The 25,222-nt window shown below is 70.1% G+C and carries 25 protein-coding genes and 1 tRNA gene; 11 read left to right on the forward strand and 15 right to left on the reverse strand.

Features of this window, described 5'->3' with window-relative positions:
* Positions 1-66: 66 nt before the first annotated feature.
* The 3 genes from VAB18032_RS21375 to VAB18032_RS21385 all read right to left on the reverse strand — a co-directional run bounded on the left by VAB18032_RS21375 (position 67) and on the right by VAB18032_RS21385 (position 3,330).
* Positions 67-1,233 (reverse strand): branched-chain amino acid ABC transporter substrate-binding protein, encoded by a 1,167-nt coding sequence (locus tag VAB18032_RS21375; protein ID WP_013735003.1) that lies wholly within the window; start codon positions 1,231-1,233, stop codon positions 67-69.
* Positions 1,234-1,506: 273 nt separating this feature from the next.
* A complete protein-coding gene (locus VAB18032_RS21380; RefSeq protein WP_013735004.1) occupies positions 1,507-2,658 on the reverse strand; it encodes a hypothetical protein in 1,152 nt (383 codons plus the stop codon).
* A 51-nt stretch (positions 2,659-2,709) separates the two neighbouring features.
* The gene (locus VAB18032_RS21385) at positions 2,710-3,330 is read right to left on the reverse strand and encodes an ANTAR domain-containing response regulator (RefSeq protein WP_013735005.1); all 621 of its coding nucleotides are present in this window, start codon (positions 3,328-3,330) and stop codon (positions 2,710-2,712) included.
* Positions 3,331-3,412: 82 nt separating this feature from the next.
* On the opposite strand from VAB18032_RS21385, the gene VAB18032_RS21390 reads away from it, so the two are divergent.
* Both VAB18032_RS21390 and VAB18032_RS21395 read left to right on the forward strand, forming a co-directional pair.
* Positions 3,413-3,495: transfer RNA gene (locus tag VAB18032_RS21390), tRNA-Leu, on the forward strand.
* 31 nt (positions 3,496-3,526) lie between these two features.
* A complete protein-coding gene (locus tag VAB18032_RS21395) occupies positions 3,527-4,276 on the forward strand; it encodes a hypothetical protein (protein ID WP_013735006.1) in 750 nt (249 codons plus the stop codon).
* A gap of 33 nt (positions 4,277-4,309) precedes the next feature.
* On the opposite strand, the gene VAB18032_RS21400 is transcribed toward VAB18032_RS21395, so the two are convergent.
* Positions 4,310-5,467, reverse strand: a complete 1,158-nt coding sequence (locus VAB18032_RS21400; RefSeq protein ID WP_086011293.1) for a trans-sulfuration enzyme family protein — start codon at positions 5,465-5,467, stop codon at positions 4,310-4,312.
* Positions 5,468-5,569: 102 nt separating this feature from the next.
* On the opposite strand from VAB18032_RS21400, the gene VAB18032_RS21405 reads away from it, so the two are divergent.
* The gene (locus VAB18032_RS21405) at positions 5,570-6,049 is read left to right on the forward strand and encodes an Lrp/AsnC family transcriptional regulator (protein WP_013735008.1); all 480 of its coding nucleotides are present in this window, start codon (positions 5,570-5,572) and stop codon (positions 6,047-6,049) included.
* 55 nt (positions 6,050-6,104) lie between these two features.
* A complete protein-coding gene (locus tag VAB18032_RS21410; protein ID WP_013735009.1) occupies positions 6,105-7,109 on the forward strand; it encodes an LLM class flavin-dependent oxidoreductase in 1,005 nt (334 codons plus the stop codon).
* Positions 7,110-7,399: 290 nt separating this feature from the next.
* On the opposite strand, the gene VAB18032_RS21415 is transcribed toward VAB18032_RS21410, so the two are convergent.
* Complete coding sequence (locus VAB18032_RS21415) at positions 7,400-9,679, reverse strand: rhamnogalacturonan lyase family protein (protein ID WP_013735010.1); 2,280 nt, start codon at positions 9,677-9,679, stop codon at positions 7,400-7,402.
* Positions 9,680-9,891: 212 nt separating this feature from the next.
* Between VAB18032_RS21415 and VAB18032_RS21420 the strand changes: the two genes are divergently transcribed.
* On the forward strand, positions 9,892-11,319 hold the full coding sequence (locus VAB18032_RS21420; RefSeq protein ID WP_232510839.1) for a pyridoxal-dependent decarboxylase: 1,428 nt from the start codon (positions 9,892-9,894) through the stop codon (positions 11,317-11,319).
* Between the two features lie 21 nt (positions 11,320-11,340).
* Here VAB18032_RS21420 and VAB18032_RS21425 read toward each other — a convergent pair whose 3' ends face one another.
* The 5 genes from VAB18032_RS21425 to VAB18032_RS21445 form a co-directional block, all read right to left on the reverse strand.
* On the reverse strand, positions 11,341-12,309 hold the full coding sequence (locus VAB18032_RS21425) for a sulfite exporter TauE/SafE family protein (protein ID WP_013735012.1): 969 nt from the start codon (positions 12,307-12,309) through the stop codon (positions 11,341-11,343).
* A 562-nt stretch (positions 12,310-12,871) separates the two neighbouring features.
* The gene (locus tag VAB18032_RS21430; RefSeq protein WP_013735013.1) at positions 12,872-13,333 is read right to left on the reverse strand and encodes an RrF2 family transcriptional regulator; all 462 of its coding nucleotides are present in this window, start codon (positions 13,331-13,333) and stop codon (positions 12,872-12,874) included.
* An 84-nt stretch (positions 13,334-13,417) separates the two neighbouring features.
* On the reverse strand, positions 13,418-14,302 hold the full coding sequence (locus VAB18032_RS21435; RefSeq protein ID WP_013735014.1) for an acyl-CoA thioesterase: 885 nt from the start codon (positions 14,300-14,302) through the stop codon (positions 13,418-13,420).
* Positions 14,299-15,747, reverse strand: a complete 1,449-nt coding sequence (pyk, locus tag VAB18032_RS21440; protein ID WP_043721498.1) for a pyruvate kinase — start codon at positions 15,745-15,747, stop codon at positions 14,299-14,301. The genes VAB18032_RS21435 and pyk overlap by 4 nt, the downstream gene beginning before the upstream one ends.
* Positions 15,748-15,990: 243 nt before the next feature.
* Positions 15,991-16,359, reverse strand: coding sequence for a YciI family protein (locus VAB18032_RS21445; RefSeq protein WP_013735016.1), 369 nt, complete (start codon positions 16,357-16,359; stop codon positions 15,991-15,993).
* A 194-nt stretch (positions 16,360-16,553) separates the two neighbouring features.
* Here VAB18032_RS21445 and VAB18032_RS21450 point away from each other — a divergent pair, with 194 nt between their 5' ends.
* Complete coding sequence (locus tag VAB18032_RS21450) at positions 16,554-17,426, forward strand: aldo/keto reductase (protein ID WP_013735017.1); 873 nt, start codon at positions 16,554-16,556, stop codon at positions 17,424-17,426.
* A 191-nt stretch (positions 17,427-17,617) separates the two neighbouring features.
* Here the strand turns inward: VAB18032_RS21450 and VAB18032_RS21455 are convergent, their stop codons facing one another.
* The 3 genes from VAB18032_RS21455 to VAB18032_RS21465 all read right to left on the reverse strand — a co-directional run bounded on the left by VAB18032_RS21455 (position 17,618) and on the right by VAB18032_RS21465 (position 20,452).
* Complete coding sequence (locus VAB18032_RS21455) at positions 17,618-18,469, reverse strand: esterase/lipase family protein (RefSeq protein ID WP_013735018.1); 852 nt, start codon at positions 18,467-18,469, stop codon at positions 17,618-17,620.
* Between the two features lie 226 nt (positions 18,470-18,695).
* Positions 18,696-19,505, reverse strand: a complete 810-nt coding sequence (locus tag VAB18032_RS21460) for a TerC family protein (RefSeq protein ID WP_013735019.1) — start codon at positions 19,503-19,505, stop codon at positions 18,696-18,698.
* A 107-nt stretch (positions 19,506-19,612) separates the two neighbouring features.
* Positions 19,613-20,452: an SDR family NAD(P)-dependent oxidoreductase gene (locus VAB18032_RS21465; protein WP_198408916.1), complete on the reverse strand. Its 840-nt coding sequence runs from the start codon at positions 20,450-20,452 to the stop codon at positions 19,613-19,615.
* A 128-nt stretch (positions 20,453-20,580) separates the two neighbouring features.
* Here VAB18032_RS21465 and VAB18032_RS21470 point away from each other — a divergent pair, with 128 nt between their 5' ends.
* Entirely contained in the window at positions 20,581-21,228 is a 648-nt protein-coding gene (locus tag VAB18032_RS21470) for a TetR/AcrR family transcriptional regulator (RefSeq protein ID WP_013735021.1), read from the forward strand.
* Between the two features lie 642 nt (positions 21,229-21,870).
* A complete protein-coding gene (locus VAB18032_RS21475; protein WP_415878004.1) occupies positions 21,871-22,980 on the forward strand; it encodes a M14 family zinc carboxypeptidase in 1,110 nt (369 codons plus the stop codon).
* Between the two features lie 81 nt (positions 22,981-23,061).
* Here the strand turns inward: VAB18032_RS21475 and VAB18032_RS21480 are convergent, their stop codons facing one another.
* Positions 23,062-23,256 (reverse strand): DUF397 domain-containing protein, encoded by a 195-nt coding sequence (locus VAB18032_RS21480; protein WP_013735024.1) that lies wholly within the window; start codon positions 23,254-23,256, stop codon positions 23,062-23,064.
* Entirely contained in the window at positions 23,244-24,053 is an 810-nt protein-coding gene (locus VAB18032_RS21485; protein ID WP_013735025.1) for a helix-turn-helix domain-containing protein, read from the reverse strand. Before VAB18032_RS21485 ends, VAB18032_RS21480 begins: the two co-directional genes overlap by 13 nt.
* A 303-nt stretch (positions 24,054-24,356) precedes the next feature.
* Between VAB18032_RS21485 and VAB18032_RS21490 the strand changes: the two genes are divergently transcribed.
* Genes VAB18032_RS21490 through VAB18032_RS21500 form a run of 3 tightly spaced genes read left to right on the forward strand, consistent with a single transcriptional unit; the run spans position 24,357 to position 25,179 of the window.
* Positions 24,357-24,719 carry a hypothetical protein gene (locus VAB18032_RS21490; RefSeq protein ID WP_232510840.1) on the forward strand — a complete coding sequence of 121 codons (363 nt, stop codon included), beginning with the start codon at positions 24,357-24,359 and terminating at the stop codon, positions 24,717-24,719.
* Positions 24,716-24,973, forward strand: a complete 258-nt coding sequence (locus VAB18032_RS21495; protein WP_013735027.1) for a hypothetical protein — start codon at positions 24,716-24,718, stop codon at positions 24,971-24,973. The genes VAB18032_RS21490 and VAB18032_RS21495 overlap by 4 nt, the downstream gene beginning before the upstream one ends.
* A gap of 26 nt (positions 24,974-24,999) precedes the next feature.
* Positions 25,000-25,179 carry an antitoxin VbhA family protein gene (locus tag VAB18032_RS21500; protein ID WP_013735028.1) on the forward strand — a complete coding sequence of 60 codons (180 nt, stop codon included), beginning with the start codon at positions 25,000-25,002 and terminating at the stop codon, positions 25,177-25,179.
* The last annotated feature ends 43 nt before the right edge of the window (positions 25,180-25,222 follow it).

Here is a 25,222-nt window from a genome sequence, read left to right on the forward strand (position 1 = left end):
GGTGCGGCCGGGAAAGGTGCTCCCCGGCCGCACCCCACGATCACAGCGGAACCGTTACGGGACCGGTCAGGCCTTCGGGACCTCCTGGTCCGGAACGACCTTGCCGCCCACGACCTTGTACGCCCAGACCTTGACCTGAGCCGGGTCCAGCTCACCGGTCTCGGTGAACTTGTAGCTCGCCGCCACGCCCTCGCCGCTGTAGCCCTTCACGAACTCCAGCATCTTGGTGCGGGTGGTGTTACCGGCCTTGATACCGGCGAGCAGGATGTTCGCCGCGTCGAAGGCGGTGTCGCTGTAGGTGCCCGGGTCGCTGCCGTTGAGGGCCTTGAAGTCGTCGACGAAGCTGCCGCGCGCCTCGGTGGCCGGCTGGCAGGGGCAGGTGAGGATGGTGCCCTCAGCCGCCGCCGCACCGGCGCCCTCGATGTAGGCGGCGTCGTTGACGCCGTCACCGGCGACCAGGACGGCGGTGACGCCGGCAGCGGTGAGCTGCTTGCGGATCAGGCCGGCCTCCTGGTAGTAGCCACCGTAGAAGATCGCGGTCGCGCCCGAGGACTTGACCTTGGTGACGGTCGCCGAGAAGTCGTTCTGCTTGCCGTCGCCCTGGACCTTGTCGCTGTCGACAACAGCCGCGCCGAGGACCTTCTTGACCTCGTCGGCCAGGCCGGCGCCGTACGCGGACTGGTCGTCGATGACGAAGACCTTCTCGGCCTTCAGCACGTCCTTGATGTACCGACCGGCGGCCGGGCCCTGGCTGAAGTCGCTGCCGACCGCCCGGAAGAAGGTCTTCCAGCCCTGGTCGGCCAGGCTCGGCCGGGTCGCCGACGGGGTGATGTGCACCAGCTCGGCCTCGGAGAACAGCGGGTTGGCCGCCTCCGACTCACCCGAGAACGCCGGACCGACGATGCCGAGGATCTTGGTGTCGTCGATCGCCTGCTGGGCCAGACCCGGCGCCTGCTCCGGGTTACCCTGGGAGTCCAGCGGCACCAGGGTCACCTGGCAGTCCGCGTTCTCCTTGTTGTACTTGTCGACGGCGAGCTTGACGCCACCGTTCATGTTGATGCCCAGGGCCGCGTTCGGGCCGGTCAGCGCGCCGAAGAAGGCGATCTTGCTGCCGCAGCCGTCACCGCCGCTGGCCTCGTCGGTTCCACTGTCAGACTTGCAGGCGGCCGTACCGCCAAGGGCGAGCGCGGCGATCGCCACCCCACCGACCAAACGTGCGAGCTTCTGCCTCAAGGCCCGAACCCTCCTCAGTCCCATGGCCCGAACCACCCGCTACCAATTGGCCATTGCGGGGGCGGACGAACCAGACCGTCGTCGCCGGTCTGGGGCCGGACGTTATCCCACGGTGCAGGCACGACGTAAGCCCCGGAAGGGGCCGTTGACCGAACCGTTACACGCCGTGGTGGATAGGGTGCGATCGCTGTAAGAGGGAACCGTTGATTGATCGGCCACGAGGCCAATTCGCCTTCGTTTTATCGGTGACAACCGCTGCCGAATGATCTTCCTTCAGCAACCCGCCGGGAGGTGCGCCCACCAGGCGCGAGACCCGACTCCCGTATCCGCAAACACCATAAGCCGACCTTCTTCGAGCGCCACCACCAGCCCCGTATCCCCCGACGGCACCGCCACCGGCAGGTTCACCGGGCGCCACGACTCCCCGAGATCATCCGAGCACCACAGACGGTGACCATCAGCGTCGATGCTCACCGCCACGACCAGGCCGGCCGAAGCCACCAGAGCACGCACCGACAACGCACCCCGACCACCACCGAACCCGCCGACCCACCGCCAACCCGGCTCCGCCAACCGCCACACCCCGAAGCCCGTACGCACCGGACCGACCGCCAGCACCGCGCCGTCGGCGGCCACCACCCGCTGCGCCTGACCCGGACCGTCCACTCCCGGCAACACCGCCCGCCGCCACACCCGCGCATCCGACGACGTCCACGCCACCGGCACGGCACCCGGCGTCAACACCGCACCCACCAACACCCAGCCCGAGGGCACCGCCACCGCGTCGTACGCCACCGTCCGACCCCGATCATCGCTGGCCAGCTCCGGCAACGCCTCGTGCACCGCGAAACGCTCACCATCACCGGAACTCCACACCGCCGCCCCGGCCACCCGGGCACCCACCAGCAGCCACTCCCGCGGCCCGGCCGCCACCCGGGACACACTCACCGCCCGCGGCCCGCCGAACAATTCGAACCCGGCCCCCACCTCACGTAACGCGCCGTCCGGGTGCAGCATCCAGGTGGCGGTACGCGGATTCCCGTGCGCGCCACCGCTCGCCGCGCCCAACGCCACCAACCGGGCATCCCGGCAGGCCACCGCGTAGAGCACGTGCCGGGCACCGTACACACTCGACGGCACAAGCCGGATCGGTGACCAGATCAGACCATCCACCGTGGACCAGACGGCCGGTGCGTTCCGTCCCGCCGGATCGGCGAGCGCACCGACGGCGTACCACCGCCCGGCGCAGACGGTCGCGTCCCGAACCAGGAGCCGGGCGGAGTCCCCGGACGTCGCCGGCAAGGCCATCGCCTGCCAGGCCGGGCGCACCGGCGCCGGCTCGGCGGGCTCGGCGGCCGGTCGGGAGCAGCCGGCCGACGTCACCGCCACGGCGGCGACGACCGCGACCCACCGCCGGATCACCACGGATCGATGCTATCGACCCCGGCCCCTCGCCGCGCCCGTCGCAAAGCCGACTCAGGGAGCCGGCTGCGTCACCTCACCGCCGGCGGTCTCGGCGAGAATCCGCTCGGAGACCTCCTTCATGGTCATCCGGTGATCCATCGCCGTACGCTGGATCCACTTGAAGGCCTGCGGCTCGGTCATGTTGTACGTGGTCATCAGCGCACCCTTGGCCCGCTCGACGGTCTTACGGACCTCCAACCGGTCGGTCAGCCCGGCGACCTCGGCCTCCAACGCGGCGATCTCCGAGTAGCGGGACAGCGCGATCTCCACCGCCGGCACCAGATCGCTCTTCTGGAACGGCTTGACCAGGTACGCCATCGCACCTGCCGCCCGCGCCCGCTCGACCAGGTCACGCTGACTGAAGGCGGTCAGAATGATCACCGGAGCGATCCGGGACCCGGCGATCCGCTCAGCGGCGGCCAGCCCGTCCATGATCGGCATCTTGATGTCGAGGATCACCAGATCGGGCTTGAGCTCCTCGGCCAGCCGGACGGCGGTCTCGCCGTCGCCGGCCTCCCCGACCACCTCGTAGCCCTCCTCGGCCAGCATCTCGGCCAGGTCCAGCCGGATCAGCGCCTCGTCCTCGGCGATCAGTACCCGCCTGCGCGCGGCATCCGTCTGCGTCTCGGCCACGAGCCACTCCCACCATCGTTTCCTGCACGGCTACCCACCCATGCTCTCGCACGAGAGTAGTCGGGTACAGTAAGCCTCACTCGCCGGGATGGTGGAACGGCATACACGGAAGTCTCAAACACTTCTGCCCGAAAGGGCTTGCGGGTTCGAATCCCGCTCCCGGCACTTTGTCATACAGGCGTTCGAGGATGTCGATGTGCATCCACCGGAGATCCGGGCGCGGGTTCGTGCACTGCGCGCCCGAGGCCACAACATCCGCTCGGTAGCCCGCAGCCTGGACCTGCCCTACACCACGGTGTGGCACTGGTGCGTCGACCGGCCCGAGCCGACCCAGGTCAACAGCGCCGTCCGCTGTTTCCGCTGCCGGCCGGAGTTGACGGGTCCCACCGATCCCACCGCGTACGCCTACCTGCTCGGCCTCTACCTCGGCGACGGGCATCTCGTCACGAGTGACCGGGTGCCGGTGCTGCGCATCTATTGCACCGACACCTGGCCGAACCTGATCGAGGCATGCGATGCCGCGATGAGAGCCGTACTCGCGAACCGGATCCAACGGATTCAGAAGCAGGGCTGTGTGGCGGTGCAGAGCACCGGCAAGCACTGGCCGTGCCTCATCCCGCAGCACGGCCCGGGAAAGAAGCACCAGCGACCCATCGTCCTTGCCGCCTGGCAGCGCGACATCCTGACCTCCCACGCAGGCCACTTCGTACGTGGGCTCTTCCACTCCGACGGTTGTCGGGTGTCGAACCGGGTCACCGTCAGGGGCCGGGAGTACGCCTACCCCCGCTACATGTTCGTCAACGAGTCCTCCGACATCATGGGCCTGTGCCAGTGGGCGCTGGACCTGCTCGGCATCGCGTGGGCGATGAACCGCCGCAACAGTCTCTCGGTCGCGCGCCGCGAGGCGGTCGCCGCACTGGACCGCCACGTCGGCCCGAAGTCGTGAACCCCGGACCGTCCGTGGCGGCGCGGCCGGGTGTCAGGTTGCGGCGAGCGCCCGGGCCAGGTCTTCGCGCAGGTCCTCGGGGTCCTCCAGGCCGACGGAGAGGCGCAGCAGGGCGGCGGCGGGTTTGGCGTCGCCCTCGACGGGTCGGTGGGTCAGCGATGCCGGGTGCTGGATGAGGGTGTCGACTCCGCCGAGCGAGACCGCGTGGGTGATGAGCTGGCAGGTGCCGGCGACGGCTGCGGCGGCGGGGGCGCCGCCGCGTACCTCGAAGGCGAGCAGGCTGCCGGGGCCGGACATCTGCCGGCCGACGAGCCCGGCGGGGTCGTCGAGGCCGGGGTGGTGTACCCGGGTGACGGCGGGGTGTTCACTGAGCCAGGCGGCGAGTTTCTCCGCACCGGCCTGCTGGGCGCGGACTCGCAGCGGCAGGGTCTGCAGGCCACGGTGCAGCAGGTAGCCGCCGAGGGGGTGCAGGATGGCGCCGGTGACGGCGCGGACCTGACGTAGCCGGGCGGCCCATTCGGTGTCGCAGGCGACCACTCCGGCGAGGACGTCGCCGTGGCCGCCGATGCTCTTGGTGGCGCTGTGCAGCACGAGCCGGGCGCCGTGCCGGGCGGGTTGTTGGAGGATCGGGGTGGCGACGGTGTTGTCGATCAGCAGCGGCACGTCCCCGGCGGCTTCGGCCAGGGCGGCGATGTCGAGCAGGTCGAGGGTGGGGTTGGCCGGGGTTTCGGCGATCACCAGGGCGGTGTCCGGGCGGATGGCGGCGGCGACCTGGTCGGGTCGGGCCCAGGTGACCTCGGTGCCGAGCAGGCCGGTGGCCAGGATGTGGTCGGTGCCGCCGTAGAGGGGGCGTACGGCGACCAGGTGGCGTCTGCCGTCGCGGGTGGCGGCGAGTACGGCGGCGGTGAGGGCGGCCATGCCGCTGGCGTAGGCGACGGCCTCGGCGGTGCCTTCCAGTTCGGCGAGGGCGGTTTCGAAGCGGGCCACGGTGGGGTTCCAGAGCCGTTGGTAGACGGCGCTGGCGCCGGCGGGTAGTGGGTTGCCGGTGGCGAGTGCCTCGTACGCGTCGCCGCCGCCGTCGACCGAGGGCAGGGGGTTGGTGGTCGACAGGTCGATGGGCGGCACGTGGACGCCGAGGCCGGTGAGGTCTTCACGGCCGGCGTGCACGGCTCGGGTGTCCACGGTCGTCATGCCGCAAGGATCGAATGACCGGTTCATCTTTGGCAACAGATTCGAAACTAATTCGTAACGACCCCCTTCCCGGTGCGCACTTGTTCGATGGAAGATCACTTCATGCCCCCCGCATCGAATGTTCTACGGCCGTTCACCGGCCTCGACGACACCGACCGCGCGATCCTGACGGAGTTGTCCGCCGACGGGCGGCTGCCGAACAACGCCCTGGCCGAGCGGGTGGGGGTGGCCCCGTCGACCTGTCTGGCGCGTACCCGGGCGTTGCGGGAGAGCGGGGCGATCCGCGGGTTCTACGCGGACGTGGATCCGGCCGCGCTGGGTCTGCCGTTGCAGGCGCTGGTGTCGGTACGGCTGACCGAGCACGCGCGGGCGGCGGTGGACGCCTTCCGGGCCCGTTCGGTGCGGCTACCGGGGGTGGTGTCGGTGTTCCACGTGGCGGGGGCGGAGGATTACGTGCTGCATGTGCGGGCCGCCTCGGCCGAGGCGCTGCGGGACTTCGTACTGGATCATCTGGCGGTGGATCCGGCGGTGCAGCACACCCAGACCAGCCTGATCTTCGAGCAGGCGCGCGGGTCGGGCTGATCACGTCCAGGTCCCGGCGGGAACAAAACCGGCATCTCGCGGGTTGGCAGCCGCTGTGATCGACGTACCGCTTTCTGTTCTGGACCTCGCCCCCGTCGCCGCCGGCGCCTCCGCCGGTGAGGCGTTGCGGCACACCACCGAGTTGGCGCGGCGCACCGACGAACTGGGCTATCACCGGTTCTGGGTGGCCGAGCACCACAACATGCCGGCGATCGCGTCGTCGGCGCCGGCGGTGCTGATCGCCCATCTGGCCGCACACACCAGCCGGATCCGGCTGGGTTCGGGTGGGGTGATGCTGCCCAACCACGCGCCGCTGGTGGTGGCCGAGCAGTTCGGCACCCTGGAGGCGCTGCATCCGGGCCGCATCGACCTGGGCATCGGGCGGGCGCCGGGCACGGATCAGGTGACCGCGCTGGCGTTGCGCCGGACGATGGAGGGGCTGTCGGCGGAGAAGTTCCCCCAGGAGTTGGCCGCGTTGATGGACTTCTTCGACGAGGACCGGTCGGGACGGATCATGGCCTCGCCGGGGCGCGGTCAGCGGCCGGCGGTGTGGCTGTTGGGCTCCAGCGGGTTCAGCGCCCAGTTGGCCGGCGCGTTGGGGTTGCCGTTCTCGTTCGCGCATCACTTCAGCGGGCAGCACACGCTGCCGGCGTTGGCGTTGTACCGGCAGAGTTTCCGCCCGTCGCGGTGGCTGGAGCAGCCGTACGCGATGGTGGCGGTGAACGCGGTCTGTGCGGAGACCGACGAGCGGGCCGAGTGGTTGGCGGGGCCGGCCGGGTTGTCGTTCCTGCGGTTGCGTGCCGGGCGGCCGGAGCCGCTGGCCTCGCCCGAGGAGGCGGCGGCGTACCCGTACACCGATCTGGAGCGGGAGTTCGTGGCGCAGCGGCGTGAGGGGCAGGCGACCGGTTCGCCGGAGACGGTGGCCCGGCAGTTGGGCGATCTGCTGGCGCGTACCGGGGCGGACGAGTTGATGCTCACCACGATGGTGTACGACATCGACGACCGGGTGCGTTCGTTCGAGTTGATCGCCGAGCGGGTCGCCGGGGGCCTGCGACGCTGAGTGAAGGCACAGGCGTGGGGCGCGGGCCGGGCAGGTCTGGCGTGCCGGCGACGGTGGCCCAGGTCACAGCGGTTCTGTGCCGTGAAACACGATCTTCATGGGAGCGTCACCCCCGCGACGCGGAGTGCGCTTAGATTCATATCCGGTGGTGGTACGGCACTCTCCGGTCGGGACGGGTCGGGGGTGCCGCGGTGTGGGGCACCGGGCCGCAGTTGAGCGGATTCCGCGATTGCGGCCCGGTGCCTGTCCCTTTCTCCAGACCCCAGCTTTCCGGCCCCAGCTTTCCGGCGTCAGCGCAGGTAGATGCGCGGAGCGGGCGGGACGGCCATCCCGTCGCCGAGGAAGAAGCTCGGGTGCGGCGGCTGGTTGTAGGCGGTGTTCTGCCAGGCGACGGCGACCCGGTACTGCAGGTCGTGCATAAGCGTGTGGATGCGGGTGTTCGTCGGGGTGGGTGTGCTGTAGATCCGCAGCGCCCGGCTGTCGCTGGTGCGCCAGATGACCTCTTCCCGCCAGTCGCCGAGGATGTCGGCGGACAGTGCGGGGGTGGCCTTGGTGCCGTTGTTCGAGGCCACGTCGGCCCCGGTGAGCAGGCGGGTGTCGCCGTTGGGGCCGTACTTGTCGATGCGGGTGGCGTCGAGCAGTTCGCGTACCGGGTCGCCGTCCCACCAGATCAGGAAGTTGGTCGAGGAGGGTTTGCGGCCGACGTTCTGGCCTCGGGTGTTGCTCAGGCCGCTGACCGCCGACGACCAGGATTCGGCGCCGGGGCTGCCGGCCCAGATGTCGCCGGAGACGCCCCGTCCGTTGTCCCCGCTGGCCGGGGTGGACCAGATGAGCTGCCCGGTGCGGGCGTCGGCGAGGTAGGAGCTGGGCTTGCTGCCGTCCTCGTTGACCTTGAAGACCTCCAGGCCGGCGCGGGACGGGTCGAGGTCGCCGACGTGCATGGCGTCGCCGTGGCCGGTGGCGGTGGAGTGCAGCAGTCGACCGTTGTCGTCGATGGTGGCGGCACCGTAGACGATTTCCTGTCGGCCGTCTGCGTCGACGTCGGCCACGGACAGGTTGTGGTTGCCCTGCCCGGCGGCGGCGCCGTTGCCGCTGGCGTTGGAGTCGAAGGTCCACCGCTTGGTGAGGCTGCCGTTGCGGAAGTCCCAGGCGGCGATGACCGCGCGGGTGTAGTAGCCCCGGGCCATGATCAGTGAGGGGCGTTGACCGTCGAGGTAGGCGGTGGCCGCGAGGAACCGGTCGACCCGGTTGCCGTACGAGTCGCCCCAGGAGGAGACGGTGCCGCGGGGCGGGTCGTAGTTGACGGTGGAGAGGGCGGCGCCGGTACGGCCGTCGAACATGGTCAGGTACTCCGGACCGGCGAGCACGTAGCCGCTGGAGTTGCGGTGGTCGGCGCTGGAGTTGCCGATGACCTGTCCGGTGCCGGAGCGGGTGCCGTCCGCGGTCTTCATGGCGACTTCGGCACGGCCGTCACCGTCGTAGTCGTACACCTGGAACTGGGTGTAGTGGGCGCCGGCCCGGATGTTGCGACCCAGGTCGATGCGCCACAGCCGGGCGCCGGTGAGGGTGTACGCGTCGACGTAGACGTTGCCGGTGTAGCCGGACTGCGAGTTGTCCTTGGCGTTGGACGGCTCCCACTTGAGCACGAACTCGTACCGGCCGTCGCCGTCGAGGTCGCCGACGCTGGCGTCGTTGGCCGAGTAGCTGTACGCCTCACCGCTGGGTGTGGTGCCGCCCGGCGGGACCTGCAACGGTACGTCGAGGTAGCCGGCCGGGAACTGCACCGCCGGGGCGGAGTCGGCCTGTTCGACGCCGCCCACCACGGCCCGCACGGTGTACGCGGCACCGGCGGCGGCCCCGCTGTCCAGGTAGTTGGTGGCCCCGGTGATCGGGCTGGCGTTCACCCGGGTGCCGCCCCGGTAGAGGTTGAACGCCACCCCGGTGGTCTCGGTGCCCAGCAGCCGCCAGGAGACCAGGTTGGCCGACCCGGAACGGACACTGACCAGTCCCCGGTCCAGGTTCTCCGCCTGCATCGACCCGGGCGGCGGAGTGGTCGGTGGTGGAGTCGTCGGCGGTGGGGTGGTCGGTGGCGGGGTCGTGGGCGGTGGGGTCGTGGGCGGTGGGGTGGTCGGAGGCGGCGGGGTGGTCGGGGTGGTGGCGCCGGTGCAGGTCGTGCCGTTGAGGGCGAAGCTGGTGGGCACCGGGTTGGTGCCGGTCCACGAGCCGTTGAACCCGAAGCCGGTGCTGGCGTTGGTGCCGATCGTGGCGTTGTAGTCGACGTTGCGGGCGCTGACCTGCGCGCCGGACTGGCTGACGGTGGCGTTCCACGCCTGGGTGACCTGCTGACCGGCGGGCCAGGCCCAGGTCAGCGTCCAGCCGTTGAGCGGGTCACCGAGGTTGGTGACGGTGACGTCGGCGCCGAAGCCGCCGCCCCACTGGTTGGTGATGCGGTAGTCGACCCGGCAGCCGGTGGCGGCGGCCGAGGCGGTCAGAGTGGTCAGTACGCCGGCGGCGAGGGTGGTTGCCGTGGCGGTGGCGAGCACGATGACCCGACGGACGGTGCGGGGCATGAAGGTCCTCCGGTGGAGGTCGGGCGCGCGGCAGTGGTGGCGTCGCCGGCGTGCCCGTTGCCGGCGGGTGCCGCGCTGGCGGCAGAGATCCCGACGCATCGACGTCGGTAGTTTGGTTCCCGCGCAGCTGCGATGCTAGGGCACGCGTTTTCGGCACACAATCGGTCGGCCACAGCTTGCCCCAGGCCCAGCCCTTTTGGTCAACTTCCCCCGTGGCAGCGCACATGACACCGGAGGAGTTCCGTCAGGCCGGGTACGCGGTCGTCGACTGGATCGCCGACTACTGGGCCACCGTTGCCGAGCGCCCGGTGACCTCCCAGGACCGGCCCGGCACGGTGGCGGCCGGGCTGCCGACCGCTGCGCCGGCGGAGGGCGAACCCGTCGAGTCCGTCCTCGCCGACCTGGACAAGCTGGTCGCACCCGGGTTGACCCACTGGCAGCATCCGGGCTTCTTCGGGTACTTCCCGGCCAACACCAGCGGTCCCAGCGTGCTGGGTGACCTGGTCAGTGCGGGTCTCGGCGTACAGGGCATGCTCTGGGCCACCGGACCGGCCTGCACCGAGCTGGAGACGGTGATGCTCGACTGGCTGGCCCAGGCGTTGGACCTGCCGGCCCGGTTCCGCTCCACCGGCACCGGCGGCGGGGTCATCCAGGACTCGGCCTCGTCGGCCACGCTTGTCGCCACCCTGGTCGCCCTGCACCGGGCCGGCGGCGGGCGGTGGCGCGAGGTGGGCGTCGACCGCCGCTACCGGGTGTACGCGTCGACCGAGGCGCACTCGTCGATCGAGAAGGCGGCCAGGATCGCCGGGCTGGGCGTGGACGGGGTACGGCTGATCGAGGTGGATCCGGTGACCCGGGCCATGTCACCGGCGGCGCTGCGGGCGGCGATCGAGGCGGACCGGGCCGCCGGGGTGGTGCCGGCCCTGGTGGTGGCGACCGTGGGCACCACCTCCACCACGGCGATCGACCCGCTGCCGCAGATCGGCCCGATCTGCGCCGAGCACCGGGTGTTCCTGCACGTCGACGCCGCGTACGCCGGGGCGGCGGCGATCTGCCCGGAGCTGCGGTTCGGCCACGCCGGTCTGGAGTACGCCGACTCCTACTGCTTCGACCCGCACAAGTGGCTGCTCACCGGCTTCGACTGCGATGCCTTCTGGGTGGCCGACGCGGCTGAGCTGGTGCAGGCGTTGACCGTGCTGCCGGAGTACCTGCGCAACGCCGCCACCGAATCCGGCGCGGTGATCGACTACCGGGACTGGCAGGTGCCGCTGGGTCGACGGTTCCGTGCCCTGAAACTGTGGTTCGTGCTGCGTTGGTACGGCGTCGAGGGTCTGCGCGCGCACATCCGGCACGGGGTGGCACTGGCCGCCCGGTTCGCCGACCGGGTACGCGCCGACAACCGGTTCGAACTGGTCGCCCCGCACCCGTACAGCCTGGTGTGTTTCCGGTTGCGCGGCCCGGACGGGCCGAACGAACGCCTGCTGGCGGCGGTCAACAGCACCGGCCGGGTCTATCTGACGCACACCCGGGTGGCCGGCCGGCACACGCTACGCCTGGCGGTCGGCGCGCCGCAGACCACCGAGACCCATGTCGACGAGGCGTGGGAGCTGATCTCGCAGGCGGCAGCCCTGGCCGACTGACGCCCTGCGGGGATGGTCGGATCAGCGGTCGGCGCCGGAGAGTGCGGTGACCTCCTGGGCCGCCGCCGCACCCGGGTCAGCTCCGTCGGTGCTGGCCGTCTGGAGGCTGGCCGCTGCGGCGGTCGCCCGCTGACGGCGGGCCCGCAGCACCAGCCGCACCGCCAGCACCAGGGCGGTGACCCAACCGGCCGCCAGCAGCACGTAGACCAGCACCGGCAGGGAGCCCTCCAGCTCGGCGGTGCGCATCAGGATGCGGGCGTTGGTCAACACGATCACGCCGCCGACGGCCGCGCCGAGCATCTGGGCGGGCACGATGCGCACCAGCCAGGCGGCGATCGGTGCGGCGATCAGACCACCGATGAGCAGGGCGAGCACGATCGGCAGCAGGAACCCCTCGGTGCCCAGGCCGATGAGGAAGCCGAGGCTGGCCGAGACCGCGACGAGGAACTCGGAGGTGTCCACCGAGCCGATCACCTTGCGGGGCTCCATCCGCCCGCTGACCAGCAGGGCCGGCGTGGCGACCGGCCCCCATCCGCCGCCGCCGGTGGCGTCGACGAACCCGGCGACCAGCCCGAGGGGCCCGAGGAACCGCCCGCGCAGCTGCCCGGCCGCCGGATTGCGGCGCAACGGCCGGGAAAAGCGCACCAGCAGGTACGCCCCGAGCGTGAACAGGATCGCGGCCATCCACGGGGCGGCTGCCTCGGTGGAGAGCGAACTGAGGAAGGTGGCACCCGCGAACGCACCGACCGCGCCGGGGATGGCGATGCGGGTCACCACTCGCCAGTCGACGTTGCCGAACCGCCAGTGGGCGGTGCCGGCGGCGAGGGTGGTGCCGATCTCGGCCAGGTGCACCGAGGCGGACGCGGCGGCCGGCGCAACCCCGACCAGGAGCAGCAACGTGGAGGAGGTCAGCCCGTACGCCATGCCGAGTGCCCCGTCGACCAGTTGGGCGGCAAGCCCGACGAGCGCGATGACCAGCAGCTTGCGCACAGCCGCCCCCCAACTTTTCGGCAACTCCTATCAACTTGGTCGACAATGCGGCATTGAAGGGCCCGCGGTCAAGCCCCCGATCAGTCAATGAGACGACACCCTCGCCCGCTCCCCCGCCTCAGGCCCCTCCCCACCCGAGCCACCGCTCCCCCACCCGGACCATCGCTTGCCCACCTGGGCACCACTCCCCACCTCGCCCCCTTTGCTCTGCTTCACTCCACGCACCAAATCTGGGGGCAAATCGGTGCGTCGGTTGAAGCAGAGCAAAGGGGGCGAGGGGTACCTCTGCCTGCGCGGCCGAGTAGGGCACACGTCGTGGGGTGACGCCCGGATTACGCCGGTTACCGGTGGCCGGGCGGCTGGAGCCAGGCGAAGTGCGGGCGGCCGGCCCAGGAGCGGGTGCCGGATCCAGGAGCGGCGTGTCATCCAGAAGCCGGAAGCCGGAACCAATGCCACCCGAAATCGGGGCGGTCCAGCCCGCGCGCCGTCGTCAGCATCCTCATCCACCGCGACACCGGACCGCACACACGCCAGGTACCGGGGTCAGGTCCGAAAGTGGCGGTCAGGTCCAGGCGCGGGGGTCGGAGACCAGCTTGGTGACCTGCTCGGGCAGCGTGCCCTGCGCCACGTCGGCGACGGTGACCAGTTCGAGGATCTGGCGTTCGTTGGCGCGTAGCGCGATCCAGACGTCCTGCAACGCCCGGGCGGCACCCTGGTAGCCGAGTTGCTCGGGCCGTTGGCCCCGGATGTGGGCCAGCGGGCCGTCGATCACCCGGATCACGTCGGCCAGGGAGATCTCCTCGGCGGGTCGAGCCAGCCAGTAGCCGCCTTCGGGGCCCCGCTGGGCTTGCATGATGCCGCCGCGGCGCAGCTGCAGCAGGATGCTCTCCAGGAACTTCGGTGGAATGTCCTGGGCGCGGGCGATCTGGTCGGCGGTCACCGGACGGCCACGCCCGGCCCCGGTCACCGAGGCCAGCTCGGTGACCGCTCGAAGGGCGTAGTCCACCCGGGCGGAGAGTCGCATGCCCGACAGGTTAGTCGGCCCGCGGCTCCACCCGGACGATCACCCCTGCACCGATCGGCTGACCCGGATGGTACGGCCGCCGGATCAGGCGCCGACGCGGCGCAGCAGTCCCTCTTGGACGACGCTGGCGATGTGCCGTCCGTCGATGGTGAACAACCTGCCGGTGGCCAGGCCCCGGGCGCCGGAGGCCGACGGGCTCCAGCAGTCGTAGAGGAACCACTCGTCGGCGCGGAACGGCCGGTGGAACCACACCGCGTGGTCGAGGCTGGCACCGACCACCCCGCCGGGGCCCCACACCTCGCCGTGCACCGAGAGCACCGAGTCGAGCAGGGTGAGGTCGGAGGCGTAGGTGAGGGCGCAGGCGTGCAGCAGCGGATCGTCGGGAAGCTTTCCGTCGATGCGCATCCACACCCGCTGGTGCGGGTCCGCGGGGCGGTCGCCGGGGCGTACCCAGCCGGGCTCGCCGACGTAGCGTACGTCGATGGGCCGGGGGATCTGCCCCCAGACGCCGAGGCGTTCCGGGTAGCGGGCCAGCCGGTCGGACATGGTGGGCACCTGGTCGGGCGCGGGCACGTCCGGCGGGACAGGGGCGTGGTGGTCCAGCCCCTCCTCGGGGCGCTGGAACGACGCCGACATGAAGAAGATCGGCTCGCCGTGTTGCAGCGCCACCGAGCGGCGTACCGAGAAGGACCGGCCGTCCCGGATGCTCTCCACCTCGTACTCGATCGGCTCGACCGGGTCACCGGGGCGCACGAAGTAGCCGTGCAGCGAGTGGACCACCCGCTCCGGGTCGACGGTGCGGCCGGCAGCGACCAGGGCCTGGCCGGCGACCTGTCCGCCGTACACCCGCTGGGGTCCGACCGGGGGGCTCATCCCCCGGAACGACCTGGTGCCGGTCGGCACCAGGTCGAGGACCTCCAGCAGCTGGTCGACGGCGGCCTGACCGACGAGCACCTGGTCGTCGGTCACTGCAGGGCCCGCGCCGAGGCGGCGTCGACAAGCGAACCGAGCTGGTGCACCCGCAGGGTGTTGGTGGAGCCGGGGGTGCCGGGCGGGCTGCCCGCCACGATCACCACGTAGTCGCCCGGGGTGGCCCGGTTGAGGCCGAGCAGCGCCTGGTCGACCTGCCGGAACATGTCGTCGGTGTGCTGCACGAACGGCATCAGGAAGGTCTCCACACCCCAGCAGAGGGCGAGCTGGCTGCGTACCTCCGGAACCGGGGTGAAGGCCAGCAGCGGCAGGTCGCAGTGCAGTCGGCTGAGCCGGCGCACGGTGTCGCCGGTCTGCGAGAAGGCGACAAGCGCCTTGGCGCCGATGGCCCGGGCGATCGAGGACGCGGCGACGGTGAGGGCGCCACCGTGCGTACGCGGGTCGTGCTGGAGGCGGGGGACGGCGATCGAGCCCGACTCGGTGGTGCTGACGATCTTGGCCATGGTGCTGACGGTGAGCACCGGGTACTTGCCCACGCTGGTCTCGCCGGAGAGCATCACCGCGTCGGCACCGTCGAGCACCGCGTTGGCGACGTCGGAGGCCTCGGCGCGGGTGGGCCGCGAATTCTCGATCATCGAGTCGAGCATCTGGGTGGCCACGATGACCGGCTTGGCGTTCTCCCGGCACAGCTGCACGGCGCGCTTCTGCACCAGCGGCACCTCGTCCAGCGGCAACTCCACGCCGAGGTCACCGCGGGCGACCATCACCCCGTCGAAGGCCAGCACGATGGCCTCCAGGTGGTCGACCGCCTCCGGCTTCTCGACCTTGGCCAGCACCGGCCGGTGTACGCCGACCTCGTTCATGATCGCGTGGCAGAGCTTGATGTCTTCGGCGGAGCGGACGAAGGAGAGCGCGACCAGGTCGACGCCGAGGCCGAGCGCGAAGCGCAGATCGTCGGCGTCCTTGTCCGACAGGGCCGGCACGCTGACCGCCACGTTGGGCAGCGAGACGCCCTTGTTGTTGCTGACCGGCCCGCCCTCGGTGACCAGCACCCGGATGTCGTTGCCGGTGACGTCGGTGACCTCGACGGCCACCCGGCCGTCGTCGATCAGCAGCCGGTCACCGGGCTTGACCTCCTGCGGGAGCTTGCGGTAGGTGCAGGAGACCCGCTCCTTGCTACCCACGACGTCGTCTCCGGTGATCACCACGGAGTCGCCGGTGCGCCACTCGTGCGGGCCGTCGGCGAAGCGGCCCAGCCGGATCTTCGGCCCTTGCAGGTCGGCCAGGATCGCCACCGGCTTGCCGGTCGCCTCCGATGCCTCGCGGACCAGGTGGTAGACCGCCTCGTGATCGGCGTGGCTGCCGTGGCTGAAGTTCAGCCTCGCCACGTTCATACCGGCCTCGACGAGCCCACGGATGCGCTCGGGCGACGAAGTGGCAGGACCAAGAGTGCAAACGATCTTCGCGCGGCGTGTCACGCCCATCAGGCTAGTCTCTCCTCCGGGTCGGACCACGGGCCGACCCCTTGCGCAAAGCGGAACAATTGTCCAACGGCGCGCGACGTACGCGCGCTGCCGGCGGGCGTAGCCACGCCGGAACGTCGATGGCGGGCATCAGCGACCGCGCGCCGGGAATGGTACGCCTCCCATGCCAGGGTGCGCCGAGCCGCTCCGCTCCGCCAACCGCTCGTGACCGCACGATTGCCGAAGGTCAACCCCCGCTGCGGTTCAGCTTTCCGTCTTGGCCAGCGGAAACTCGAGCGAACCGGCCGGGCAGAGGAAGGTCATCACGTCCACCCGGTAGAGCCCGGCCTGCACCGCCGGGTCGGCGTCCATCACGCTGCGCACGTCGTCGACCGAACCGGTGCGGGCCAGACCGAAGCCCAGCGGCGGGTCCGGTTCCCGGGCCTCGTTGCCGTCGACCGCTCCGGCCACCAGGATGATCCCCCGCCGCTGGAGCGCCTGCATGTGTTCGGCGTGCTCGGCCTGCAACCGCTGGATGGTCTCGGCGGGCAGCGCCCGTCCGGCCGTGCCGGGATAAAGCACGACGCACTCGTACGTGTCAAGCGCGAAGTCGAGGTTCGGCTCTGCGGTCATGACGCTCCCTTTCGCGGCCCGTCCGCGCCCGACGGCGGCACACGCGGCGGTACCGTCCAGCCTTCCATGAACCGGCAGGCCACACCGGGCGCTCAGCAGATCCGGGGCGCACCACGATGGTGTCGCGATCGGAGCAGGGAGCAGCAATGACGACTAGATTGGCCGACGAGGACGATCGACGCGATGGGAATGACATGGCGAGCAATGCTGACACTCGACCCGCCAAGGCCTCCGGCACCTACCGGATCGGCGGTGACCTGACCGTCGACCGGCTCGGATACGGGGCAATGCAGATCACCGGCCCGGGCGTCTGGGGCGACCCGAAGGACCCGGCCGAGGCGGTACGGGTCCTGCGCCGGGCGTACGAGCTGGGCGTGACGTTCATCGACACCGCCGACTCGTACGGGCCGTTCGTCTCCGAACTGCTGATCAAGGAGGCGTTGCACCCGTACGCCGATGATCTGCTCATCGCGACGAAGGCCGGCCTGTCGCGCAGCGGCCCGGGTGACTGGCGTCCCCTCGGCCGGCCGGAGTATCTGCGGCAGCAGTGCGAGCTGAGCCTGCGCCACCTGGGCCTGGAGAGCATCGGGCTCTACCAGCTGCACCGCATCGATGCGAAGGTGCCGCTGGCCGATCAGCTCGGCGAGTTGGTGCTGCTCAAGGAGGAGGGCAAGATCCGACACATCGGCCTGTCCGAGGTGACCGTCGAGCAGATCGAGGCGGCCCGCCAGATCGCGCCGATCGCCTCCGTGCAGAACCTCTACAACCTGGTCAACCGCAAGGCCGAGGACGTCGTCACCTACTGCGAGAACAACGACATCGCCTTCATCCCGTGGTACCCGATCGCCACCGGCGAACTGGCCCGCCCCGGCGGCCCGCTGGACGCGATCTCCACCGAGCACGGCGCCACCCCCGCCCAGCTCGCCCTGGCCTGGCTGCTGCGCCGCTCCCCCGTCATGCTCCCCATCCCCGGCACCTCCTCGGTAGCCCACCTCGAGGAGAACGTCGCCGCCGCCCAGGTAACCCTCACCGACACCGAATACGAAACCCTCTCCACCGCCGCCTAACCCCCACCCCCACCCACCCCCTCCCCCCGCCCCGCCCCCGCGATCTTGCACTTTTGGTCGCCTGAATACGCCCTATGCCCTTAATGTCCCGTCGATAAGTGCAAGATCGACGATGCGAGAGGGCGGGGGCGACGCGACGAGGGGGTAGGGGGGTGGGGCGGGGGTGGGACGGGGGTGGGGTGGGGGAAGGGTTAGAGGGCTAGGCAGGAGGGGTTGATGGGGTGGTCGCGGAGGGCTTGGCGGATGATCGAGTACGTGGTGCCGTCCACGACCAGGGCGAGGTGACCCACCACGCGTAGGGGGCACTTGGCCTGGATGAGGACGTTCGTCGCGCCGTCGGCCAGCGTGGCGTTGTCGACCGGGCGGACGAGTTCGTCCTGCCAGGTGCGTACGGTGGTCCAGCGGACCGAGCCCGGAGTGTCGTCACCCGCGTTGAGCGCGGCGAGGAACGACGAACCGATGGTCATCTGCTGGCAGGCGACGATTCCGGCGCAACTGCCCAGGCCGAGGAACGCCAGCATGTTGGCGACGTAGGTGCCGTACTGGGGGGTGCCGAGGCTGACGTAGCGACCGATGGTGTCGCCACCGCCCAGATTTTTGATGTAGTACCGACTGACCAGGCCACCCTCGGAGTGAGCGACCAGGTCGATCTTGGCCGCGCCGGTGCTGGAGCGGACCGTTCCGACGAAGGTGCGCAGGCTGCCGGCGGAGGCGGCGATGTCGCCGAGCCCGAGATTGGGCAACTCGTAGACCCAGACCCGGTAGCCGTCGGCGCGCAGCCGGGCAGCCAGCGGCTGGTACACCGCGGCGATGCCGCTGAGCCCACCGACCACGATCACCGGGTTGGCATTGGCGAGGGCACCGAGCCCGTCGCCGGCCGCACTGGCGACCGACGCGTCGGCTGCCGTGGTCACGGCGGCGGTGCTGGCCGGTGCTTCGGCAGCCACCGCGGCGGCCGAGGTCACGGCAGCCGAGGCGGGGGGTGCCGACAGGACGGCGGCGAGGGTCAGCGCGAGGACGGGGACAGCCTTTCGGAGCAGCATCGCTGCACCTCCCAAGGGGAGAGCCCCGGGGTTGCCGGGGCAAAGGTGGGGGGTGTGTCCGATCGACCGTGCAATGATGATCCCGTCACAATCTAGAAACGTCAATGAAAAGTTACGCTCGGGTAGCCCCGACCTTCACCAGGCATCCAGGATGTCGACTGTCCATAGACGACGGACGCCGCCCGTACCCACCGGGGTACGGGCGGCGCACGGTCGCGGGGCAGACTCAGCTGGCGGGGGTCACCTCCGGCTCGGGCTCGGGGTCGGGCCGGGCCGGGCTGTTCTTGACGTACGTCGGGTGCAACTGCACCGGCTTCGTCTCCTGCTCGCGGCGCTGCCGCGCCCGTACCCGCAGGTTGAGGAACTCCACGAAGATGGAGAAGGCGATCGGCCCGTACACGTAGCCCTTCGGAATGTGCTGGTCGAGGCTCTCCGCGATCAGGCTCGCACCGATGATCAGCAGGAACGACAGGGCCAGCATCTTCACCGTCGGGTGCTGGTTGACGAAGTTGCTGACCGCTGCGGCCGAGACCAGCATGATGATCATCGCGATCACCACGGCGGCGATCATGATGGCCAGCTCGTCGACCATGCCGACTGCCGTGATCACCGAGTCCAGCGAGAAGACGATGTCCAGTACCAGGATCTGCGCGATGACCGCGCCGAAGGACACGACCTTCTTCTTCGACCGGCCGTGGTCGGAGCCCTCCAGGTGCTCATGGATCTCGTACGTCGCCTTACCGACCAGGAACAAGCCGCCGAGCAACAGGATCAGATCCCGCCCGGATATCTCCTGCCCGAGCACGGTGAACAGGGGCGCGGTCAACCCGATGATCCAGGACAGCGAGGCGAGCAGCAGCAGCCGCGTGACCAGGGCCAGCGAGATGCCGATCGTACGGGCTCGGGCCTGTTGATGCTCGGGTAGCCGGCCGGACAGGATCGAGATGAACACGACGTTGTCGATGCCCAGCACGATCTCCAGCAGGAGCAGGGTCGCGAACGCGATCCACAGCTCGGGACTGGTCAAGAATTCCATTCCATCCTCGACTCTCAGACCACCGCCGGGCGGGGCACCCGGAACCATCGGCGATCTGCGCAAGCATGGCGTACCGCGTCACCCCCCGCTCCGCAACCCCGGCCGGATCAGGGCCGGTCCGCGCGGCGACTGAGGGCTTCCCAGCGGGCGTACTCGGCCCAGCGGGTCCGCTCCAACTCGGCGACCATGTCGAACGCCACGCCACCGAGCACGATCCGGCGCGGCGGGGACGCCAGGTCGACGATCTCCCGCAGCACCCGCGCCGCGTCGGCCGGATCGAAGTCGCGGGACTCCCCCCACAGCCGCTCCAGCCGGGCCCGCAACTCGGCGTACGCCGGATTCGGGTCCGCCAGGGTCAGCCCCTTGGTGAACAGACCGGTCTCGTACCCGCCGGGACCGACCAGCGTGACGTGCACACCGAAGTCGGCAAGCTCCATCGCCAAGGCGTCGGAGATCGCCCCGACCGCGGCCTTTCCCGCGCCGTAGAGCCCGGTCGAGGCGAATCCGCCGGCCGATCCCATCGACGAGATCATCAGCAGGTGCCCGGAGCGCTGCTCGCGCAGGTACGGTGCGACCGCCTGGGCCACCCACAACACTCCGAACAGGTTCGTGTCCAGGTGCCGCCGGGCCTGCTCCTCCGAGACCTCCTCGATCATCCCCAGCAGCGCGCCGCCGGCGTTGTTGACCACCACGTCGAGCCGGCCGAACACCGCCACCGCACGTCGCACGCCGGCCATCACCGCCGCCCGGTCCGAGACATCCAGGGGGTACGCGACCAGCCGCCCGTCCGACCGGTCGATCAACTCGGCAAGGGGTGACACGTCCCGGGCGACGCCGATGACACGATCCCCGGCGGCGAGCGCCTCCTCGGTGAACGCCCTCCCCAGGCCCCGGCTCGCGCCGGTGATGAACCAGATGCGGCCCTTGGCATCCGTATCCACTGTCACCGATTCCTCCAATCCGGGCCGCCCTCGCGGCCAAAGACAAGACGATACGTACCGTCTCGTTTTGAGAGTGCCACACGAGGGCGCGGCAAGCAATCCGATACGTCTCGTCTTGCCTAAACTGCGTTCTCATGACCTCCCGAGCACCCGACCCGGGCCGCCGCAACCCACGGTCGCGCGCCGCGATCCTCGCGGCGACCCGCGAACTCCTCGCCGAGGCGGGTTTCCGGGCACTGACCATCGAGAAGATCGCGGCACGCGCCGGGGTGGGCAAGCAGACGATCTACCGGTGGTGGCCGTCCAAGGGCGCGGTGGTGTTCGACGCGCTACTCGCGCTGAGCGAGACGCCCGAGGGCGCCGAGTCCGGCACGCCCGGCACCGTCGAGTTGCCCGACACCGGGGACATCGACGCAGACCTGCGCACCGTCCTGCGAGCCACCGTCGCCGAGTTCGCCGACCCGGCATTCGAGGCGCCCCTGCGCGCCCTCTACATCGAGATGATCACGGACGCCGACCTCGCCGCGGACTACCGCCGCCGGATGGCGGCCCCCATCAACGAGGCGAAACGTCGCCGCCTGCGCACTGCGCAGGAGCAGGGACAACTCCACCCGGACGCGGACCTCGACCTCATCGTGGAGATGCTCTACGCACCCCTGACCCAGCGCTGGCTGCTCGGGACCGGACCACTCGACCGGGACTTCGCCGACCGCCTCGTCACCAACGCACTCCACGCGGCCCGAGCGCCGGGCGCCGCAGCACCTGATGATCAGCGCGAGTAGTGCTCGACGGCGCGGGCGCTCCGGCTGCGGCGGCGAGGAACGGCGGCTTGGTGCTGCTGCGGGGCGCGATGGCGATCTCGGCGAACGCATGGCCGCACTACTGACCAACAGCGCCGGCTGCCCGCACCGACTCCGGTCGCGGCCCGTCTGAACGGGGAGTTGCCCCGGCCAGCGACCGGGGCGACCATTGCGCAGAACCGGCCCGTGAATTCGCTGTTGGACAGATGTCCAGATCTGCTCGTCAAATCTCCTACAATCGTCGGGCTCGATCGCACGGATCTTTAATTTTTTCAGAGTCGTGACAGGCGACCGGATGCGGCACATTAAACGCGCCGGCAGTTCTCGACAGGCTTGACTGCCAACAGTTGAGGAAATCTTGAGATTGGCGATGTCGCCATAACGACGAGCACGGCAAAACGGCGCTCCATGCAGCGTCGCCACGGTCCCGGGAATCGCCGGAAAGCGGTGCCCCGGTCAAAGCGATCCATTGCTAGCCGCACCCAACTGTGCTTAGGTGGCGAACTAGATCCACCCGATCACTGTGGAGGGCTATCCATGCGTCAAGCTATTCCGTCAGCGTCACCAAGTCGGGTAAAGCGTCACGTCGCAGTCGCCGCCGCGCTGCTCATCGGCCTTCCCGGAATGGCGGTGTCAATTACCGCTCCGGCAGCCGCCCAACCGCTCGAATCGCACTGCGGAAACGAGACCGGCGGCAAGTCGGTCCAGGGCTTCATCAGCCACGAGGAACTGCGCCGCAGCCTCCAGCAGATCGAGCACACCAGCAACGGCAAGGTCCAGGTCGACGTCGCCGGCTACTCGAACCAGGGCCGCGAGATCTGGACGGCCCGGGTCGGCGAGGGCGACACCGTGGTCCTGGTGCAGAGCCAGATCCACGGCAACGAGATGCACGGCACCGCCGCCGTCCTCGACGCCCTGCGTACCCTGGGCAACAACTCGAAGCGGTCCGAAGAGATCCGCAAGGCCGTCACCATCGTCGCCATTCCGAAGCTCAACCCGGATGGCAGCGAGGCGGACGTTCGGCAGAACCAGCGCACCTGGAGCGACGTCGTCGCCGACTTCCCGCAGCTCGCCGACGCCCGCACGGCCTGGAACTACAACACCCGGGTCGGCGGGTTCGACGTGAACCGCGACTTCAACCCCAACCTCGACTACGTTCCGCAGGCTGCCCACTTCCCGGGCAACAGCGCCTCCACCGGCTGGTACATCACCCCGGAGGCGCAGACCGCGCGGGACGTGTACCGCGCGCTGGAGCAGGAGTTCGGCACTGTCGACATCTTCGCCGACCTGCACAACCAGGCCGCCTGCTACACCGGTGAGGGAATGGACGACTACACCACCCTCTCCATCTCCGGGCGCTTCATCAACAACCCCGCCCAGCACGGCAACTGGCCCAAGTTCAACTACGACGCCTCGCGTCGGGTGAACGTCGCGGTGTACGACGCCCTCCAGTCCGGCAACTCGCCGCAGAGCAAGGTGACCCTCTACCCGCAGAACACCAACCTGCCGGGCACCGCGCTTGGTTCGTTCGCCCTGCGGGGTAGCGCCACCATCCTGTTCGAGACCCGTGGGCAGACCCAGTCCTGGGGCCAGAAGCAGCACGGCATGCTGACCAAGCAGGTCGAGGACGGCCTCTTCGGCATCTTCAACGCGATCACCGACGGGACCCTGAACACCATCGACCCGGAGCGGTACGAGCTCATCCCCGAGCGCCGCAACGTCCCGCGTAACTGAACCGAGTAGCAACACTGTCGCCCCGGCCGTCGAGGCCGGGGCGACACCCGTTTCAGCAGCCGGTGGGCCGAGGGCGCGCGGTCAGGGACGCTCGGGGAACCGGGTGAGGAAGGCCCGCCAGGCGGCCGGGGTGAAGGTCAGCGCCGGGCCGGTCGGATCCTTCGAATCGCGTACGCCGACCACCCCGGGCAAATTGTCGGCGACCTCGACGCAGACACCGCCGTTGGTGGAGGAGCGCGACGAGGTACGCCACCGTGCGCCGGTCAGGTTGTCCATGTCTTCGCCGCCTCCTTGAGCATGTGGAGTGTCTGCCCCAACGGGAGCGCTTCGCCCCGGACCGCGTCCCACTCCAAACCGACGCGCGCTATCGGATCCGGCTGCCCAGTGGTCTGCGATTCAAGCTGATGGTCCACGCAGGCCGCACGGGCTCCGTCAGGCAGATCGGCCAGGATGAACGCCCCGGCCAGTCCCGAATAGATGCCAGCCGACAGCGGGACGACCTGCAACTGAATATGCGGCTGCTCGGCGCAACTGATCAGGTGGGCGACCTGCTCGGCCATCACCTCCGGGCCACCGCAGGCCCGCCGCAGCACCATCTCGTCCAACACCACGAACAACTGCGGACTCGGGTCACGGGCGAGCACCGCCTGTCGCTGTAACCGTGCCGCGACCCGCCGATCCAGTTCGGCAGCGGGCGTCCGCGCCGCCCGGAACGTCGCGCGGGCGTACGCCTCGGTCTGGAGCAGCCCCGGCACGAACGAGTGCTCGTACCAGCGCAGCGCCGTCGCCTCCCGCTCGATCTGAATCCATTCGCGCAGCCAGACCGGTGAGGAATCGCCCTTGACCAACTCGTCCCAGAGGGTCGCGAAGTAGCCGCCGGTCTCCAACGCGCCATCCACAGCGGTCAGGTAGGGCAGGGTCGGCGGCTTCGTGCCGGTCTCGATGGCGCTCACCTGCGAATCCGAGCAGAAGACCCGCTCGCCGAGTTGCGCCTGAGTCAGCCCGGCGGCCCCACGCCGACGCCGCAGCTCACGAAGCAGGTACTCCGAGGGCGAGATTCCCACGACTTCCACACCCTTCCCCGACGCTCTGCCCGACTCCACCCAAGCCCGGACCCGGCCGCTACGTTCCGCGATCGAGTGCTGACTATTCACACCGTATGGGGCGTACGTCCAAGGTGGAAGTAGCACGGCGTGCCTGGTGGAGGTCGATCCCCCCGACCCGGCAGGCGCGTACGTCCCGGGGGTCGCTGCCGGATGTCCCCACCGCAGCGACCCCCATCCAGAGCACCGCACTATCGCGGCGACCTTCGCCGCCCGTGGCAGGAAGTGGCCGTGGCCATCGGCCCGCCACACCGACCAGACGAGGAGGTGCCCGTGACATTGCCCAGGCCCGCGAATGCTGTCCCCGTCTCGCGCTGGAGGAGTCGCCCGGCCACCCCGACCCCCGGTGCACGGGAGGACGGCACCCCTCGCGTCGTACCCGGCGTCTACCTGCTGACACAGGAGGCGTCACCGCAGTTCGCCAAGCCGATCACGGTACGGGTCATCCGTGAACTGACCGACCGAAACAGCTTCCACGGCTGGGCCTGGATCCAGGCGTACGTACTCGACCGCAACGGCGACGCCGTCCAGCGCCGGGAGTTGTTCGTACGACCGGTCGGGCTTCGACCCGTACCCCCGCCGAGCAGAAGCCGGGCTCGGAGCCGGCGGCGCGGCACGGCCGGGGGCGACCGGTGAGGCGGGCGCACCTGCGCGATCACGTCCCGTACCGCCCGACCTGGCGCTGCCAGGCGTGCGGCAGCTTCTGGCCCTGCTCACCGGCGAAGCTGCGCCTGCTCGCCGAGTACCGGGGCAACATGCCAGGGCTGCTGGTCCACCTGGTCACCCTGCGCGAACAGGCCACCGAACAACTCGCCGACCTGCATCCCGACGCCTACCCGAACCTGCACCAACGCTTCACCGACTGGGTCCCGGTAACTCCCCCCGGATGACAGATCGAAGCAGCCCACATACCGAGGTGTCCGACGTCGAAACGGCGGTTGCCAACGCCGTCGCAAACGCCGCGCTCGCAGGCGTCGAATTCGACGAAGAGTGGAAGAGAACGCTTCGAGACGTCGCCACCGGCCTCATCGACGCTAACGAGCTGATCGCCCAGGAAATCGTCCGGTTCCGCAGCGACCGGGATGCGCAACGCTGACTCAGGCACCAGGCGCCGACCCGGCAGCCGAGCTGGCCGGTCG

It is taken from the genome of Micromonospora maris AB-18-032 (assembly GCF_000204155.1).
GTDB lineage: Bacteria > Actinomycetota > Actinomycetes > Mycobacteriales > Micromonosporaceae > Micromonospora > Micromonospora gifhornensis.

Bases quoted from the DNA above. Each gene is read 5' to 3' on its own strand.
- VAB18032_RS21400 (WP_086011293.1), bottom strand. From the start codon at position 5,467: ATGACGACCGTGGACACCCGAGCCGTGCACGCCGGCCGTGAAGACCTC.
- VAB18032_RS21405 (WP_013735008.1), top strand. From the start codon at position 5,570: ATGCCCCCCGCATCGAATGTTCTACGGCCGTTCACCGGCCTCGACGAC.
- VAB18032_RS21415 (WP_013735010.1), bottom strand. From the start codon at position 9,679: ATGCCCCGCACCGTCCGTCGGGTCATCGTGCTCGCCACCGCCACGGCA.
- VAB18032_RS21430 (WP_013735013.1), bottom strand. From the start codon at position 13,333: ATGCGACTCTCCGCCCGGGTGGACTACGCCCTTCGAGCGGTCACCGAG.
- pyk (WP_043721498.1), bottom strand. From the start codon at position 15,747: ATGGGCGTGACACGCCGCGCGAAGATCGTTTGCACTCTTGGTCCTGCC.
- VAB18032_RS21445 (WP_013735016.1), bottom strand. From the start codon at position 16,359: ATGACCGCAGAGCCGAACCTCGACTTCGCGCTTGACACGTACGAGTGC.
- VAB18032_RS21450 (WP_013735017.1), top strand. From the start codon at position 16,554: ATGGCGAGCAATGCTGACACTCGACCCGCCAAGGCCTCCGGCACCTAC.
- VAB18032_RS21455 (WP_013735018.1), bottom strand. From the start codon at position 18,469: ATGCTGCTCCGAAAGGCTGTCCCCGTCCTCGCGCTGACCCTCGCCGCC.
- VAB18032_RS21460 (WP_013735019.1), bottom strand. From the start codon at position 19,505: ATGGAATTCTTGACCAGTCCCGAGCTGTGGATCGCGTTCGCGACCCTG.
- VAB18032_RS21470 (WP_013735021.1), top strand. From the start codon at position 20,581: ATGACCTCCCGAGCACCCGACCCGGGCCGCCGCAACCCACGGTCGCGC.
- VAB18032_RS21475 (WP_415878004.1), top strand. From the start codon at position 21,871: ATGGCGGTGTCAATTACCGCTCCGGCAGCCGCCCAACCGCTCGAATCG.
- VAB18032_RS21480 (WP_013735024.1), bottom strand. From the start codon at position 23,256: ATGGACAACCTGACCGGCGCACGGTGGCGTACCTCGTCGCGCTCCTCC.